The sequence below is a fragment of the Pedobacter indicus genome (assembly GCF_003449035.1).
In the GTDB taxonomy this organism is placed as follows: domain Bacteria; phylum Bacteroidota; class Bacteroidia; order Sphingobacteriales; family Sphingobacteriaceae; genus Albibacterium; species Albibacterium indicum.
Genome location: NZ_QRGB01000001.1, coordinates 1,669,776 through 1,685,941 on the forward strand (window position 1 = coordinate 1,669,776; position 16,166 = coordinate 1,685,941).

The 16,166-nt window shown below is 40.6% G+C and carries 16 protein-coding genes and 1 pseudogene; 8 read left to right on the forward strand and 9 right to left on the reverse strand.

Going from position 1 to position 16,166, the window contains the following annotated elements; all coding sequences use genetic code 11:
- Positions 1–7: 7 nt before the first annotated feature.
- Positions 8–691, reverse strand: a complete 684-nt coding sequence (locus D3P12_RS07505) for an arylesterase (RefSeq protein ID WP_118194395.1) — start codon at positions 689–691, stop codon at positions 8–10.
- A gap of 93 nt (positions 692–784) precedes the next feature.
- On the opposite strand from D3P12_RS07505, the gene D3P12_RS07510 reads away from it, so the two are divergent.
- The 4 genes from D3P12_RS07510 (at position 785) to D3P12_RS07525 (ending at position 7,708) form a co-directional block, all read left to right on the forward strand.
- Positions 785–1,462, forward strand: coding sequence for an ABC transporter ATP-binding protein (locus D3P12_RS07510; protein ID WP_118194396.1), 678 nt, complete (start codon positions 785–787; stop codon positions 1,460–1,462).
- A complete protein-coding gene (locus tag D3P12_RS07515; RefSeq protein WP_205941073.1) occupies positions 1,452–4,010 on the forward strand; it encodes an ABC transporter permease in 2,559 nt (852 codons plus the stop codon). The genes D3P12_RS07510 and D3P12_RS07515 overlap by 11 nt, the downstream gene beginning before the upstream one ends.
- Before the next feature lie 59 nt (positions 4,011–4,069).
- Positions 4,070–4,615, forward strand: coding sequence for a DUF1697 domain-containing protein (locus D3P12_RS07520; protein WP_118194397.1), 546 nt, complete (start codon positions 4,070–4,072; stop codon positions 4,613–4,615).
- Positions 4,616–4,702: 87 nt separating this feature from the next.
- Complete coding sequence (locus D3P12_RS07525) at positions 4,703–7,708, forward strand: alpha/beta fold hydrolase (RefSeq protein WP_118194398.1); 3,006 nt, start codon at positions 4,703–4,705, stop codon at positions 7,706–7,708.
- Between the two features lie 20 nt (positions 7,709–7,728).
- Here D3P12_RS07525 and D3P12_RS07530 read toward each other — a convergent pair whose 3' ends face one another.
- The 3 genes and pseudogenes from D3P12_RS07530 to D3P12_RS15750 all read right to left on the reverse strand — a co-directional run.
- Entirely contained in the window at positions 7,729–7,944 is a 216-nt protein-coding gene (locus D3P12_RS07530; RefSeq protein WP_118194399.1) for a KTSC domain-containing protein, read from the reverse strand.
- A 24-nt stretch (positions 7,945–7,968) separates the two neighbouring features.
- Positions 7,969–8,781, reverse strand: coding sequence for a DNA topoisomerase IB (locus D3P12_RS07535; RefSeq protein WP_394341526.1), 813 nt, complete (start codon positions 8,779–8,781; stop codon positions 7,969–7,971).
- Positions 8,782–8,838 (reverse strand): annotated as a pseudogene (locus D3P12_RS15750) (hypothetical protein); the annotation flags it as partial.
- Between the two features lie 229 nt (positions 8,839–9,067).
- On the opposite strand from D3P12_RS15750, the gene D3P12_RS07540 reads away from it, so the two are divergent.
- Together D3P12_RS07540 and D3P12_RS07545 are read left to right on the forward strand one after the other, a co-directional pair.
- On the forward strand, positions 9,068–9,658 hold the full coding sequence (locus D3P12_RS07540; RefSeq protein WP_157970286.1) for a Crp/Fnr family transcriptional regulator: 591 nt from the start codon (positions 9,068–9,070) through the stop codon (positions 9,656–9,658).
- A gap of 84 nt (positions 9,659–9,742) precedes the next feature.
- Positions 9,743–10,288 (forward strand): YceI family protein, encoded by a 546-nt coding sequence (locus D3P12_RS07545; RefSeq protein WP_118194402.1) that lies wholly within the window; start codon positions 9,743–9,745, stop codon positions 10,286–10,288.
- A 12-nt stretch (positions 10,289–10,300) separates the two neighbouring features.
- Here the strand turns inward: D3P12_RS07545 and nhaA are convergent, their stop codons facing one another.
- The 4 genes from nhaA to D3P12_RS07565 form a co-directional block, all read right to left on the reverse strand.
- Positions 10,301–11,491, reverse strand: coding sequence for a Na+/H+ antiporter NhaA (nhaA, locus tag D3P12_RS07550; RefSeq protein ID WP_118194403.1), 1,191 nt, complete (start codon positions 11,489–11,491; stop codon positions 10,301–10,303).
- An 83-nt stretch (positions 11,492–11,574) separates the two neighbouring features.
- Complete coding sequence (locus D3P12_RS07555) at positions 11,575–12,834, reverse strand: DUF4153 domain-containing protein (RefSeq protein WP_118194404.1); 1,260 nt, start codon at positions 12,832–12,834, stop codon at positions 11,575–11,577.
- A gap of 2 nt (positions 12,835–12,836) precedes the next feature.
- Positions 12,837–13,136 carry a winged helix-turn-helix domain-containing protein gene (locus D3P12_RS07560; protein ID WP_118194405.1) on the reverse strand — a complete coding sequence of 100 codons (300 nt, stop codon included), beginning with the start codon at positions 13,134–13,136 and terminating at the stop codon, positions 12,837–12,839.
- Complete coding sequence (locus tag D3P12_RS07565; RefSeq protein ID WP_118194406.1) at positions 13,133–13,732, reverse strand: hypothetical protein; 600 nt, start codon at positions 13,730–13,732, stop codon at positions 13,133–13,135. Before D3P12_RS07565 ends, D3P12_RS07560 begins: the two co-directional genes overlap by 4 nt.
- 160 nt (positions 13,733–13,892) lie before the next feature.
- Here D3P12_RS07565 and D3P12_RS07570 point away from each other — a divergent pair, with 160 nt between their 5' ends.
- Together D3P12_RS07570 and D3P12_RS07575 are read left to right on the forward strand one after the other, a co-directional pair.
- On the forward strand, positions 13,893–14,348 hold the full coding sequence (locus tag D3P12_RS07570) for a ferritin-like domain-containing protein (protein WP_118194407.1): 456 nt from the start codon (positions 13,893–13,895) through the stop codon (positions 14,346–14,348).
- Between the two features lie 111 nt (positions 14,349–14,459).
- A complete protein-coding gene (locus D3P12_RS07575; protein WP_118194408.1) occupies positions 14,460–14,885 on the forward strand; it encodes a hypothetical protein in 426 nt (141 codons plus the stop codon).
- A gap of 12 nt (positions 14,886–14,897) precedes the next feature.
- Here the strand turns inward: D3P12_RS07575 and dinB are convergent, their stop codons facing one another.
- Entirely contained in the window at positions 14,898–16,001 is a 1,104-nt protein-coding gene (gene dinB, locus D3P12_RS07580; protein WP_118194409.1) for a DNA polymerase IV, read from the reverse strand.
- Positions 16,002–16,166 lie beyond the last annotated feature (165 nt).

Here is a 16,166-nt window from a genome sequence, read left to right on the forward strand (position 1 = left end):
TGTCGGTTTATAGCAATTGGTGCAATGTGGCCCAAACATTCTCAGCCATAATCCGCTGACCCTCTTTTGTCGGGTGGATACCGTCTTCTTGGTTAAGCTCGACTTCTCCAGCCACATTTTCAAGTAAGAAAGAGACTAACGCAAGTTCGTTTTCTTCAGCTAGCCTGGGAAAAATCTGTTTAAAGTTCTCTGCATATTCTTGACCCATACTAGGGGGGACAAGCATCCCGGTTAAGACGATCTGACACTCAGGCCAGGCTGCTTTGACTTTATCGATAATGGATTGGAGGTTGTTATAGGTTTCCTCGACTGGCAGTCCGCGCAAACCATCGTTAGCGCCAAGCTCCAAAACGAAAATATCAATTCGCTGTTTCAGGAGCCAGTCTACCCGTTCATTTCCACCTGCTGTTGTTTCGCCACTTAATCCGGCATTGACCGTCTGATAGGGGAGTTCCAGTGAATCTATTTTCTTCTGAATCAGACCCGGAAAAGCATCATCAGTATTATCCAGACCGTAGCCCGCAGTTAAACTGTTCCCAAAAAATAATATTCTTTTAACGGCCGCTTTCTCTTCTTTGGCAGCTGGGTCAATGTTGTTCTCTTTCTCTTCTGACGATTGTTGGTTATTAGGGTTAGCGCATGAAACAAGGCAAATAACAGCAAGGAGTATGGGAATAGAATTAAGGTTCATGTCGAATGTAATGCTTTTGTTTAAATAGGATATCCAGACGACAAATTACTGAAATAATCCGTATATTTTTAACTTCTGAAAATTATCATTGTTTTGACGAATATTTTAAGTGTACGTAATTTAAGTAAGACTTACCGGAGCGGTGAACGCAGTTTAGCGGTTTTACAAGACATTAATTTTGATATAGAAGAAGGATCCACAACGGCGATCGTTGGGCCATCGGGTAGCGGCAAAACGACCCTTCTCGGGCTTTGTGCGGGACTGGATCAGGCAAGTGAAGGTAGGATTGTCCTCCATCAGCAGGTTATGAACGAGCTGAATGAAGACGAACGTTCTTTGTTAAGAAATCAGTATGTGGGGTTTATTTTTCAGAATTTTCAGCTGTTGCCGACATTGACAGCGCTGGAAAATGTCATGGTTCCTTTGGAACTTCGTAATGCTCGCAATGTAAAGAAAGTAGCAATGGAACTACTGGAAAAGGTGGGTCTGGCAGCTCGATCGTCACACTATCCGGCGCAGCTTTCAGGTGGGGAGCAACAACGTGTTTCCTTGGCGAGAGCATTTTCCAATTCACCTAAAATTCTGTTTGCTGACGAACCTACTGGGAATTTGGATGCGGAGACAGGTGAGAAGGTCGAGAAATTGCTATTCGATCTGAATCGTGAAGCAGGTACCACGCTCATTTTGGTAACCCATGACCTTGATCTGGCGTCGAAAACACAGCGAGTAATTCATATGAAGGGTGGAAAGTTACTGACAGATGAAGGGTAAGAAAGTTTCAAAGAGCAGTTTAAATTTTCCGTGGCTGATTAAAATGGCTTTACGCGATAGCCGAAAGAATAAGTCAAGATTATTCCTTTTTATTTCATCCATCGTGCTGGGAATAGCGGCTATGGTTGCTATCTCTTCTTTTCGAGATAACCTGATGCGTGATATTGACAGACAGGCGGCATCTTTGATCGGTGCTGATTTGGTTCTGGATAGTCGCAAAGTACTGTCGGATAGCTCCCGGAAACTAATCGATTCGCTGAAAGATTTGAGTGTTCAATTTGCCGAAGAGAAGAATTTTGTCTCGATGGTGTATTTTGAAAAAAGTGGTGGAAGTCGACTTGTTCAAATTCGTGGAATATCAGGGGAATACCCTTTTTATGGAAAAATAGAAACCATCCCTCAGGGAGCCGCTGATCATTATCAAAACGAAAATACCGTGTTGGTTGATAAAACGCTGATGCTGCAGTTTGATGCGGAAGTAGGCGATACGGTGCGCATTGGGAATTCAAAATTTAGGATTGAAGGCGAATCCGTGCAAGCACCCGGGCAAACGGGCCTGTCCTCTGCTGTGGCTCCAGCGATTTTCTTGCCCTTAGCTAGTTTAGAGTCGACCGGGCTCCTGCAAAAAGGAAGCAGGGTCAATTATCTGTACTATTATCAGTTTGATACGAATGTAGATAGCCACCAGCTTGCAGAGCGACTGGACGAGCGACTCGAGAAAGAGGGGCTTGATGCAGAAAGCGTTCAAATGCGAAAAGAACGAACAGGCAGGGTATTTGGTGATTTGACGAAATTCCTTTCTCTGGTAGGCTTTATTGCGCTCTTGTTGGGTTGTATTGGTGTGTCAAGTGCTGTGCAGATTTATATTCGTGAAAAAATCAATAGTATTGCCATTCTGAGGTGTTTGGGTGTCAGCGGTTTTCAAGCTTTTCTGATTTTCATTTTCCAGATTATCGGTATTGGATTTATCGGTTCAATCATTGGTGCCGGATTAGGGGTGCTGCTTCAACAATTGATCCCGATGGTTCTCGCAGAGCTACTTCCGGTAGAGGTGAACATTGCTGTTTCCTGGCCGTCAATCTGGATGGGTGTGGTGCTGGGTGTACTGATTTCTGTGCTTTTTGCCCTGTTACCTTTACTGTCCGTTCAGAGGGTATCACCTTTAAATACACTCCGCGCCTCCTTTCAGGCAACTGCTGCAAGCAGCAATAAACAACGGGGGTTTGTATTTCTGTTGATTGTGCTGTTTATCGCCACTTTCGCCAGAACGCAGTTAGACGATTGGTTGCAAACGCTTATATTCACGATCGCAGTTGTTGCAGGTTATCTCATCCTATATGGTGTGGCTGCGATAATGATCAGGCTTGTGCGCAAATATTTTCCTAATTCCTGGGCTTATGTATGGCGACAAGGCTTATCTAATTTATACAGACCTAATAATCAGACGGTGATTTTGGTCATGGCGATTGGCTTGGGAACCGCCTTTATAAGTACGTTGTTCTTTGTTAAATCATTACTGATCGAACAGGTTACGTTTTCTACGCAGGGTGAGCAACCCAATATGGTGCTTTTTGATATCCAAACTAGGCAGAAAGATGAGGTAACTGATTTGGTCAGGTTGTCTGGGTTGCCGGTCATTCAGGAGGTACCGATTGTTACGATACAACTTGAATCAATTAATGGATATCGACAAAGCGATGTTGAGAAGGATAGTACCTTAGAGATCTCTACCAGAGCGTTTGCCAGAGAGCTCCGCGTTACGTTTCGAGATAGTCTGATTTCTTCGGAAAAGATTACTGAAGGATCCTGGAAAGGCATTGTTGCAGAAGGAGATACGGCGCTTATCTCGCTTGACCGGGAATATGCGGAGCGTATCGGAGTTCAGGTTGGAGATGAGATTGTATGCAATGTTCAGGGTTTACTAGTTCCAACAAGGGTTGGAAGCCTGCGGGAAGTTGATTGGGATCGCGTACAAACAAATTTTCGCATCGTCTTTCCGAAAGGTATAATTGACGATGCTCCGCAGTTCCATGTTATTATGACGAGAACCCCGAACGAAGAAACCTCGGCAGCTTTTCAATTAAAGCTTGTACAGGCTTTTCCGAATGTCTCTATTATCGATTTGAAATTAATTTTGACAGTGTTGGACGAAATTATTTCTAAAGTTAGTTTTGTGATCCAATTTATGGCTGCTCTCAGTATTTTTACGGGACTCGTTGTTCTGTTATCGTCTATACTGATAAGTAAGTTCCAGCGGATTCAAGAGAGCGTACTGTTGCGAACTTTAGGGGCAAGTAGAAAGCAAGTGCTTGCAATCACTGCGCTGGAATATTTCTTTTTGGGAGCTTTGTCTTCGATGGCCGGGATATTAATTGCCGTCGTTTCGGCTTGGGCTTTAGCAACTTTTAATTTTGAAATACCGTTCCGCCCCGATTTTCTGGTCATATTGGTGGTTTTGGTTTGCGTTACATTTCTTACAGTGATCATCGGGATCATTAATATTAATAGTATTCTGAGGCGGCCTCCTTTGGAAATTCTTCGAAGATAATCTGAATGATCTATTTTCTAAGTTTTTGTTCTTAAATTAGGTGAATCTAAGCCGAAATTATGATGCAGACTTATATTTCAATTTTGCGAGGTATCAACGTAAGTGGGCAAAAGCTAATAAAAATGGATGCCCTAAAAAGTATGTACGAATCGCTGGGCTTTACCCATGTCAAAAATTATGTGCAAAGTGGTAATATTATCTTTTCAGCAGATGAGACAGCTACCAAATCGCTGGTAGAAAAAATATCATCACAAATTGAAAATGATTTTGGGTTTGAGGTTCCCGTTTTAGTAATGACTAAAAATGAGCTCGAAGAAATTATCGCTGCGAATCCTTTTGCTGATAGTCCTGAGAAAGACCCTACCGCTCTGTATGTGACTTTTTTGGCAGCTAACGTGAGCGATTTTGATCTTGATCGTATCGAGGAAAAGGCTCAAAAAGATGAGCAGATATACATTGGATCAAAGGCTGTGTATTTATATTGTCCTCATGGCTATGGGAAAACCAAGTTAAACAATACTTTTTTAGAACGAAGTTTAAAAACAAAGGCGACTACTAGAAATTGGAAGACGACAAAAAAGCTTTTGGAATTAGCCGTTCGCTAAAATTGGAATTACGCATTTATTTTCCGTATTTTATGGGTACGTTACCGATTTGATAATGTTTGCCAAAAAAATAACCCACACTAAACTATGAAAAAGACTTGGCTGTCCTTCGTTTTTATATTTTTCGGAGCAACTTTTACTGCATTCTCTCAAGATTCCGTGCAGCGGAAGAAAGAATATCTAAAAGAGATTCTGGATATTAATATTGATCAGCGCTTTAGAGCAAATACCAGACGTGTTTCTGTAGAAGATAGTACCTGGATGGACTGGTTAAAACGAACGGGAGAGTTGCCACCGGACTTTTCCAAGATGCGGTCTATCCCTAATTTACCTGAACCTTTAATTGAATATCGGGATGGTAATAAAGTACCGATAACCACTGTTAACCAATGGAAGAAAAAACGAGAATGGATAAAAGCACAGTATCAACACTGGGTTTCTGGTCATGCTCCTGGAGCGCCTGGGAACGTTGAGGCTAACGTATTGACTGATGAGGTACAAGAGAACGGCACTCGTGTCCAAATGATTGAACTCAGATTTGGTCCAGGTCATAAAGCAAAGATGACTGTCGAATTGATTATCCCTCCGGGAAGTGAAGAAAAACCGGTTTTTATGACACAATGGAACCATCGTGACTGGGCGCAATTAGCCGTTAAAAGGGGGTACATCGGCTGCGTTTATGCGGCGGCAGATTTGAAGGATGATACGGATCCCTATATGTTTATCTATCCTGATTATGACTTTAGCGGGTTGATGAGAAGAGCATTTGGGGCCTCGAGGGTGGTGGATTATCTATTGACGAGGCGTGAAGTGAATAAAGATCAAATTGCAATAACAGGACACTCCCGAAATGGAAAGCAATCTCTCTGGGCAGCGGCTTTTGATGAGCGAATTTCAGCTGTAGTGTCGAGTAGCTCGAGTACTGGGGGAGATATGCCCTGGCGCTATGGCGACCCGCAATTTGCAAGCGAAACACTCGACTATGTTATGGCTTGGAATGCTCATTGGTTTCATCCTCGATTGCGGTTCTTTTCTGGTCGGGAAGATAAGCTTCCAGTCGATCAGAATCTGCTGGGGGCACTGATAGCGCCGAGACCTTTATTGTATCATTACTCGATCGTAGAGAGAGGGCTGAATTCCTGGTCGAACGAGCAGAATTATTATTCGGTCAAAAAGGTTTATGACTTTCTCGGGGTGCCAGATCATGTTGGGGTATTGACCCGCATGGGTCCGCATGCTGTTGCGGCAAGAGATGTCGAGCAGACAATTGACTTTTTGGATATTCAGTTTGGAAGATCGGATCAAAAATGGTCAAACGAATTGTATTATCCTTATGACTACAAAAAATGGGAGAGTAGCCACCCTGATTATAAGGAAAAAGCAAAGGAAATCGTCCCTGTTAAATTAAAGAATAACTATCGGAGTACAACAGCGTTTCAAGAAGACAAAGAGAAGATAATCGATAATCTCAATTGGATTCTGGGAGATGAACCTGCCGGTGTTCGCGCGGTGAATGTAGGTTCATGGCAGCCCGCCAATAGAGATTGGATTAACCTAATAAACCCTATACCACAGGTTAAAGGAGCTAAAGAGATTTATTTGGGTCCCTATAGCGCGGTCGGAGACCATGTATCTGCTGTTCTTTATTGTCCGGTAGACAGCAGTTCGGGAGAAATTAAGACAGGAACAAACGGAAGACTACCAGTCGTGATTTACTCTCATCAGTATGCTCATTCTTCAGGCTTTGTCAAGGGGCACGATAAAGGGGGGCGATTAGCTACGCGAGATCTTTTCGAATCGCTGGTTAAACGTGGCTTTGCTGTAATGGCCATTGATATGTATGGTTTTGGGACACGAATATGGGAGGCGAAGAATTTTGATCTTCGATACCCTCAATGGTCGAAAATGGGCAAATTTGTCCGCGATATCAGAAGTAGTATGGATGCAATCGACGAGCTGGAGTACTTGGATAATAATCAGATTTATCTGTTGGGAAATACCATTGGTGGCGCAGTTTCTATTATGGCTGCGGCATTGGACGACCGCGTGGCGGGAGTCGCTACTGTGGCTGCTTTTTCGCCGTGGAGAGCATCAGATAGTCAGTTTGAATCGCTTAGAAATTACTCCCATATTCATGGATTTATTCCTCGGATTGGATATTTTGTTGACGAACCAACATCGGTTCCGGTCGACTTCGGTGAGATCATTGCAGCTTATGCACCGAAACCGATGCTGCTTATTGCTCCAGAACTGGATAGGCATACTGATATTCCTGCCTTGAAAGAAATGATGGGTTCTGTAAATAAGGTTTACAGTTTATATGATCGAGAAGATAATATACGAGTTATTTATCAGGCAGGTGAAATCAACAGGATGTCAAGAGATATGTACGAGACTGTCGGTGATTTTTTTCTTAAGCTATCAGAAAGCGGAGATTCTTTGTCTCGGATAGGGAAGACTGAAACGAATCGTGGTTGGGAGATTCTATTCAATGGCGAGAATCCGGCTTCGAAATGGCGCAGTGTTAAAAACGCGAAATTTCCATCAAAGGGCTGGAAGGTTGTAGATGGAAACCTTGTCATCACGTCAGGTGGAAAAGGCGGGGACATTATCACCCGTGAGAAATATTCGGACTTTGAATTGGTCTTTGACTATAAACTAAGCGATTCGGCAAATACCGGTGTGAAATATTTAGTTAACACATTGCAGGATTCGAAAGGACGAAGGGTATTAAACGGGCCGGAATTTCAGCTGATTGATGATTATAAACATGAATCGGTGATTGACAATAGAAGTCCGGAAACCAGTACGGGTTCTTTGTATTTATTGTATGCACCTGTCGGGAAACAGCTAAACGGTCCGGGTGAGTGGAACAGCGTTCGTATTATCGTGCGAGGCAACCATGTGGAACACTGGTTAAATGGGAAAAAGATAGTGGACTATAATCGTGGTTCTTCGGATTTTAGAAAGCGGGTTTCAGAAACTAAATTTAAGGAGTTTAAAGATTATGGTGAAGCGGAATCGGGTCATATCCTATTGCAAGATCATAAAGATCAAGCCTATTTCAGAAATATTAAAATACGCAGGTTCTAAATTCTCTCCCATATATCCACTTATTTTAGTCTTTCAAAATCAAATTTTCCCTTAAAATCAAATTTTCCCTTAATATACTCATTAAGGAAAGTTCCTTTTGATTGGGCTCTTCGCATGGCTTGATAGGTTGTTTTTGGAACATTTTTGTATTGATATATGCTGCCCGATTGAAAGCGAATTTCTAACATTGAGTTATGCTCATCATAAGCCAGTGTATCAATTACTGTAGAAGGCATGGTATAGCAGTTTGATTAGGTCAGTCATCTTTTAGAGGTATGCGACTCCAGTAACTTTAACAATTGTTGTTCGGCTTTTACTAATGAAGGTTCCTCGTCTTTTTGTGTGAAGGATTTTTTAAAATAAGATTGAGCGCGTCCTTTTTCGTATGCTTCAATCAATGAGTTACATACGTAATATTCTCTACAGACAGCACGCGTATTTCCCAGCTTCGAAGCTACAAAGTCATACATTTCAAGAATGTTATTTTTGCATTCGTTTTTATTCTGAAAGGGTTCGAGCTGACTTAATTTTATAAATGCCCACAGCGTGCCAAACCAAGTTCTAAAGTCTTTTGAACTAAAGTCCTTATCAGAGGCTGCTTGAATGTACCGGTTTATATCGCCCGAATCTATTGCGCAAACCTCACCATCTTCGTCGATAAACTGCAATAGATGCTGACCAGGAATTTCTTTCACGTCTTGTAGTTTTTTTGCCAGTCTTTTGTCGTGAATTGTGATCTCATGAAGTACACCTTTCTTTCCTTTAAATTGAAAATAAATATCGGCGCCGTTGATCTGAACGTGTTTGTTGGTAAGCGTTGTTAGACCATAACTTTTATTCATATCACGATAGTGGGCATTACCTGGTCGGATGAGTGTCTCTTCCATCAACTCAAGCGCTAACGCCATCACTTTGTCCTTCGTTAGTTTCCTTTGTCTGCTGTCTTTTATAATTTTAGACCTGATCAGTGGTAGGGCTTTTCCGAAATCGATAATTTTTACAAATTTCTTCTCTTGCTGTCTTCGCGTCCACTCCGGATGATATAAATATTGTTTTCGGCCTTTATCATCAATGCCGGTGACTTGGAGATGTCCATTTACCTCGCTACAGATCCACACTTTTTCCCAAGTGGGGGGATAACCAGGGCCTTAAACCGCTTAAGTTTCTGTTTGTCTTTCACTAGAATGCCACCGAAATAATAGGCAAATCCTCGTCCTTTGCGGGTTCGTGTATATCCCGGTTCTGCATCTGTTATATATTGTAAATTGGTCATTGCGTTCAGGATTAACAACCACTATTTACTTAAGGTTTTTGATATTAAAATTATTGCTATTTTTAGTTTATTTTAATATTTATCCCATGTCAGAATCATTATTGCGGCAAAACATAGAGCGTACGCTCGAGGAGGCAATCTCTGATGAAAGCTATAATGCCTTTTGTGAATTAAGCTTTGAGAAGTCATTTGATAAAAAACAATACTTTGTGGAGCCCGGGCGTCCTTGTAATTATCAATATTTTATATTGGAAGGGTCATGCTACTCATATTACATGAATGAGAAGGGGGATAAAAATGCTATTCAGCTTGCGATTGAGGATTATTGGATAACCGATTCATCCAGTTTTTTTACCAATAAGGCCGCGGTCTCAACCATTGAAACATTGGAACCTACAAGGGCTTTGTTGTTGAGCAAGGAGAATTTGAATGCGCTTTGCAACACCCAGCCAATATTTGATCGTTATTTTCGGATTCTTCTTCAGAACGCGATGTCGACTCTTTACTACCGGATAGCTAAAACTACAAGTGAAGATGCGGAGCATCGGTATCGTGAATTTTCTAGGCTATTCCCTCATTTTGTGCAACGAATACCGCAATTTTTGATAGCTTCTTATTTAGGGATTAAACCTCAATCATTGAGCCGCATCCGGAGGGAGATGCTTTTTAAGGATTAGTGTCTATTTTTCTTAACATAGGTGAACTACTTTTTTGGGGATTAGGTGGATCTTTGTATTGTTAAATTAAAAATAAAGGAAAAAATGAATACAGTAGACACGACAACTAAATGGGTTTTAGACCCCACACACAGTGAGCTTATCTTTAAGATCAAGCATTTAATGATTACAAACGTTAAAGGTGAATTCCAGAAGTTCAACATAACTGTTGATAGTAAGGGTAACGATTTTAGCGACGCAAAGGTTTCTGCAACGATCGAGACAGATTCTATTTTTACGAACAACGCTGATCGAGATGCACACTTAAGAAGTGCTGACTTCTTTGATGCTGAGAAGTTTCCGCAAATTACTTTTAACAGCATGGAGCTTAACAAGCTAGATGATGAAAATTATCAACTAAAAGGCATCTTGGATATGCACGGAGTTGAGAAAGAAGTGATCTTGGATGTTGAGTTTGGTGGTTTTGTTAAAGACCCATACGGTAACCATAAAGCGGGATTCTCTGTTAGTGGTAAATTGAACCGGAAAGACTGGGGACTAAACTGGAATGCCGCGCTTGAAGCAGGTGGTGTTATGGTTAGTGAAGAGGTGAGACTAAACGCTGAAGTTCAGTTTGTTAAGGAAGCTTAGGATTTCTGATTTTTAGAGTTTGCCCTCAGCAATTTCTTTCTTATTACCTGCAACGGTCAATAGGGTGGATCCGAGGATGGCAGTAAGAACAGAGCCGACCAGGACTGAGAACTTTGCTTCTTCGATTAAAAGAGGGTCCGCAAACGATAATATGGCGATAAAGATGGACATGGTAAATCCGATGCCGCCCAACAGTCCCACACCAAGCATATGAAGCCAGTTGGCATTCTTAGGTAGCAAACCTATTTTGGATTTCACAGAAATCCAGGAGACAATGAGAATACCAATTGGCTTTCCTATTAAAAGCCCAAGTATGATCCCTAGTCCCAAATTAGAGAAAAGACCTTCTAGCATCGCGGATTGAAACTCAATGTTTGTATTGGCCAATGCGAAGATTGGGATGATAATAAAATTAACAGGTTTTGCTAATATATGTTCTAATTTTTCTAAGGGAGACTCTGTTTCGTCGGGTGTTGTAGGTAGTGTTAAAGCCGTTAATACCCCTGCGATCGTTGCGTGGATTCCTGAATGATGAATAAAGTACCAAATGAAAATACCGGGAATCAAATAAAATGCAATATTCTTTACCCCGAATCGGTTGAAAAGGATCAGCACGATGAAAATCGCCCCTGCATATCCTAAATAAGTGAAATTTAGTTCTGAAGAATAAAATAGCGCAATGACGAGAATAGCCAGTAAATCATCGACAATTGCCAAGGCTGCTAAAAAAATTTTTAAAGACATGGGCGCTCTTTTTCCCAGGGCGGTAATGGCCGCTAGTGCAAAAGCAATATCTGTAGCCATGGGTATGCCCCAACCGTGCTCTGTTGGCGTCCCCTTGTTTAAGAGCATATAAATGAACGCTGGCACTAATGCACCCCCAATAGCGCACAATATAGGCAGTGCAGCTTTTTTGGGCGAAGCAAGCTCTCCTTCGACTAATTCGCGTTTGATTTCTAAACCGACCAAGAGAAAGAAGATAGCCATTAACCCATCATTAATCCATAATACGACGGGGTACCTTAAGTGTATGTTTTCCGTATTAAAACCAATTTGAGTTTCAAGAAAATTATTAAAGCCTTCGCCAAGTGGTGAATTTGCAATGATTAGTGAAATGATAACACAAAAAAGTAGAATGATCCCACCGGCAGATTCACTTTTAAGAAAATTAGGAAAAGATTTAAGGTTAATACGATTGCTCATTCGACAAATATATTAAAATCGTAATATTTAGAGCTTATCGTTTCAATTAAAACAATCTAAAACGTAAAAATTTATAAAAAAACCTAGTTGAAGCCAAATATAAACGGGAAGATGAAGGTTACCAAAGCAGTCCAAATTACATAAATAGGAAGATAGGCGGTAATCATTCGACCGATAACAGCAACTTCTGCTTTTTTGAACAGTACTCGGTAAAAGCGGGCAATTACGCATAGTAAATTTATCAATATTAATACGTTACTGCCGAGTACGGCGGTTCGATTCGGTGTGAACCCCCATTCTGAGATCCGGAATAGTATGGCCGAAAGTGCTAAACCGTTTACAAGCACGGTAACGATTGAAAGTAGCAAAAGTATCCAAAGATTTAAACGATTAGCCGCGTTTTTAGAACTTTCAGCTACCGAGAAGAAGATGATTGCGATGACGCCAATCAAAAGCATATTGAACATTAGCAGAAATTCCCGATCGTTGTATGGGTCTTTACCTGAATCGAGGATCGCAATCAAGTAAATGATCAACATCAGTAATACCAACGGACTGAAAATTTTGGCGATTACTGGCGATACTCTATTTACAAGTTCTGGGTTGCTTTGCGTAAGATATGTTCCGATGAGGGGAGCGGAAGCAAGGCCAATAATGGAAACGTTGTTGAAGTAGAATTCTTCGATGTTCAGGTCGATCAGCGAAAACAAGCCGATGGTTAATCCGGTTAAAATGCCACCGGAAATAAGTATTAAGGTTGTCATTACAATCAGATCGCCATTGTAGCGTAAGTAAGCGAGCCGTCTTTCGCTTGGATCATTGGAACGAGATGAGAAAGAGAAGCCGAGAATAGACCATAAGAACAAAACTAAATGGATGCACGATAGAACCAAGGTGTCACTTTCTGCTTTTGGGAAAACGTTGATAAAAAAAACGGCAACGAGCGTTGCTACAACCATGGGGACGTATTGCTTGGCTTTCAACTTGTTTTTCCAAGCAAAATATGCCGTCAGTACAGGGAATATGGTAAATCCGACGTTCCTTGTGTAGAAGAATTCTTTGTCGATCGAAAAGAAAGTCGGTAACTTAACGATGATCGTTGCAAATATGCATGCGAAAATGATAAAAATCAGATCTTTATTTGTTCGCCATGAACCTTTTTCTCTATTGAAGTTTAGACGCTCATTCCAAAAAGCGGCTAATCTATCGTCTTTTAAGGTAGGATATAACATATTAAAAGCATGCTTAAAAGCTACTTTATCCTCCCGATAGAGTTTTTCGACCTCTACTGGATCGTTGAGATGGCAAAGGATTGCATCTTTCGTTTTTGTTAAAGTGTCCATGATTATTTCTGTGATTTTATTAGTTGTTCTAAGGTATTAAGATGGTTTTCAAAGGCTTCTTTACCTTTTTTGGTCATTGTGTATTTTGTATTAGGTTTTCTACCGACGAACGATTTCTTCACGCCAATGAAACCTTCCTTCTCCAGTCCTTTCAGGTGGCTGGCCAGATTCCCGTCAGTTAGCTCAAGAAACTCTTTTAAAGAATTAAAGTCAAGCTTGTCATTGACGGCCAATGCCGACATGATGCCAAGTCTGATTCTGCTTTCAAAAGCTTTGTGTAAACCGTCTAATGATATCTTCACCGTTCGTATTTAAAATGCATGTAAATGCCGTAAACTATATGTGCAACCCCAAAACCCAGTGACCACCACAGAAGACTGTTTTGATAGAAATAAACTGATAATAAGCCTAAGCATACCTGGATAAGACCCAGTATTTTTACTTCATTTAATGTAAATTTGCCTGCATTATAAAGAGCTAAGCCATAAAAAATTAATGAGGCGGGAACCACGAACCTGTCGAAATCCAGGTTGATTAACATCAGTATAAAGATACTTCCTGTCGATAAGGGAACCATCATGTCAATGATAAGCTTGCGTGTGGTATAATTCCACAACTTTCTTTTGTTTTTCAAAGCTTTCCGATATGAACAGAAAGTAGCCGTTGAGATGGCTAATCCCAATACAGCCAATGCCAATATATAGATGCCAAATGGACTCGCTATCGGGATCTCGTAAAAATTATAGTCGAGGAAATGATAGCCAATATAGGTTCCTATCAATGCATAGATCCCCGCCATGATTCCCGCCCATCCGGAGAGTGACAGAAATTTAGAAGATTGTTCCATCATGGAACGAATTTCTGTGAGTTTTTGAATGTAGTCTTTTTCGTCTTTCATTTAAAAGTACTTTGAATTTCAAAGTTAAATAAAAAATGATTAAAACAAATACTTTTTATTTTTTCTTGTATTTCTTTGTAACGCAATTATTATAAACTTAATTCTCGGTTCTGTGGTTAGTTCTATAACAAACAGATTTTTAAAACTAAAAAATAAAAACATGTCAGTAGCAAGCAGAACGTCAGAAACACTGAACGATCTAATTAAGATTAATAATGATCGGATTGAAGGGTACGAGAAGGCCATAAAAGAATTGGATCCTGAAGATACAGATTTACAGAGTCTTTTCAGAGAATTTTGCGGCCAAAGTGAAAGTTTAAAAAGAGAGTTGCAGCAGGCTGTGTCGGAACTCGGTGAAGAAGTAGAAACCGGGGCTAGCGCTTCAGGCGCGATATATAGGACGTGGATGGATGTTAAGGCTGCTTTTTCCGGAGATACTAGGAAGGCGGTTTTACAAAGTTGTGAGTTCGGTGAAGATGCCGCCCAGAAAGCCTATCGTACGGCGGAGGAAGAACCCGATATTGCACCTAATACGAAAATATTGATTACCAATCAAAAATTGGAGTTGAAGTCAGCGCATGACCGTGTAAAAGCTCTTCGCGATAGTATCTCATAGGATTGTTTGCAAAATCTACTTAAGCGTAGAAGCGTTAATATAAAAATCCCCTTTTTTGGGGATTTTTTTTTTTGTGTATTGCCTTACCTTTAGATATAATAATTATAAAATATGAAAGCGATTTATCTTATTGTATCAGCTGTGCTGTTGTTTTTAAATGTGCAAGCACAAGAACGTGATGTCTTCGAAAAGGGTAATAAAGTATTTTTAGAAAGTTCGTCTAAGAACGAAAATGCTATAAAAACCAATGACGAACTCCTGGGATATTTACAGGAATGGGGATATTGGACAGTGGCAGAAAACAAAACCGAATCGGATTTTACGTTGATCACCGATGTGACAGCATCTAAGGGGATGACAGCGGTTTCATGGGGTGGGACGTCTTACAGTTTGATCGCCAAATTGGTAGATGAAAATGGGGAGGTATTATGGGAGTCTAATGCTTACAAATCAAGTCCGAATGGTACAAATGGTTTTAATTCAAGTAGGGCTGTGGTAAAAAAGCTAATGAAAGATCTGAAAAAGAAATTTAAATAGAAATCTGGTTTTTCATTGTTTATGTGAAGTGTCTTCGTCTTCAAATAGTTTTAACTGGATAGCTTGTTGCATGAGCTCGATCTGCGTAAAATTAGAAATCGTAATTCCAAGTAGTCTGATTTTCTTATTGTGCAAATCAGCCCGATCTAGGAGCGTACAAGCGGTACGATGGATGAGTGCCTTGTCTGAGAAGACGTAAGGGGCTGACAGGCTTCTGGTTATTTGTGTGAAATCATTGAACTTGATTTTTAGTGTGAGCGTCTTTCCCGAAAGATTCCGTATTTTGAGACGCTTATTTAACCTGTCAGCGATCCGATCCAACTCTTCAATAATAATATCCCTTTCTTGCAAATCCTCTCCAAAAGTGTCTTCTACACTTAATGATTTCGTTTCGCGGTTCGGCTGGACTTCACGGTCGTCGATTCCTCTGGCCATATTATAAAAATAATGACCTGTTTTGCCAAATAAATGGACTAAAGTCTGTTCATCATATTTTTTTAAATCCGCTCCCGTATGAATATTCAGTTGTCTCATTTTAGAGGCCGTAACTTTGCCGACTCCGAAAAAACGTTCGATCGGCAGTGCTCCGAGAAACGCATGTATTTTCGAAGGGCCTATAAATGTGAGTCCGTTCGGTTTGTTCTGGTCAGATGCAATTTTAGCGATAAATTTATTTACTGAAATGCCGGCGGACGCGGTTAACTGCAACTCCTCTTGTATTGCTTTTTTGATCTCGTGAGCAATATCGAGAGCAGATCCGATACCTTTTTTGTCCGTTGATACATCTAGAAATGCCTCATCCAAAGAAAGTGGTTCAATTATGTCCGTATATCTTCGAAAGATTTCTCTAATTTGTTGAGATACCTGTTTATAAACATCAAAGCGTGGCCGGGTAAATGTTAGGTGAGGACAAAGCTGCAGCGCTTGTCGGGATGGCATGGCTGATTTTACTCCAAATTTTCGTGCTTCATAGCTGGCTGTAGCCACAACACCCCTTCCTTCTGGCGATCCGCCAACAGCCAATGGCCTGCCTCGTAATTCAGGAAAATCCCGTTGATCAACCGAGGCATAAAACGCATCCATGTCGATATGTATGATTTTTCGTTTGTGATCCATGACTTCATAAAGTCCTGTTCAAATATAATTAAAATCAATGCACTAATAAGAGCGCTATAAGAGAAGGAATGTTTCGGAAATTAAGATTGTATTATTTTTTGTTTAAAATATATTACGTTAACTCAAACGTTTGCATTACATTTGTTTCATCAATTTTAAACAATA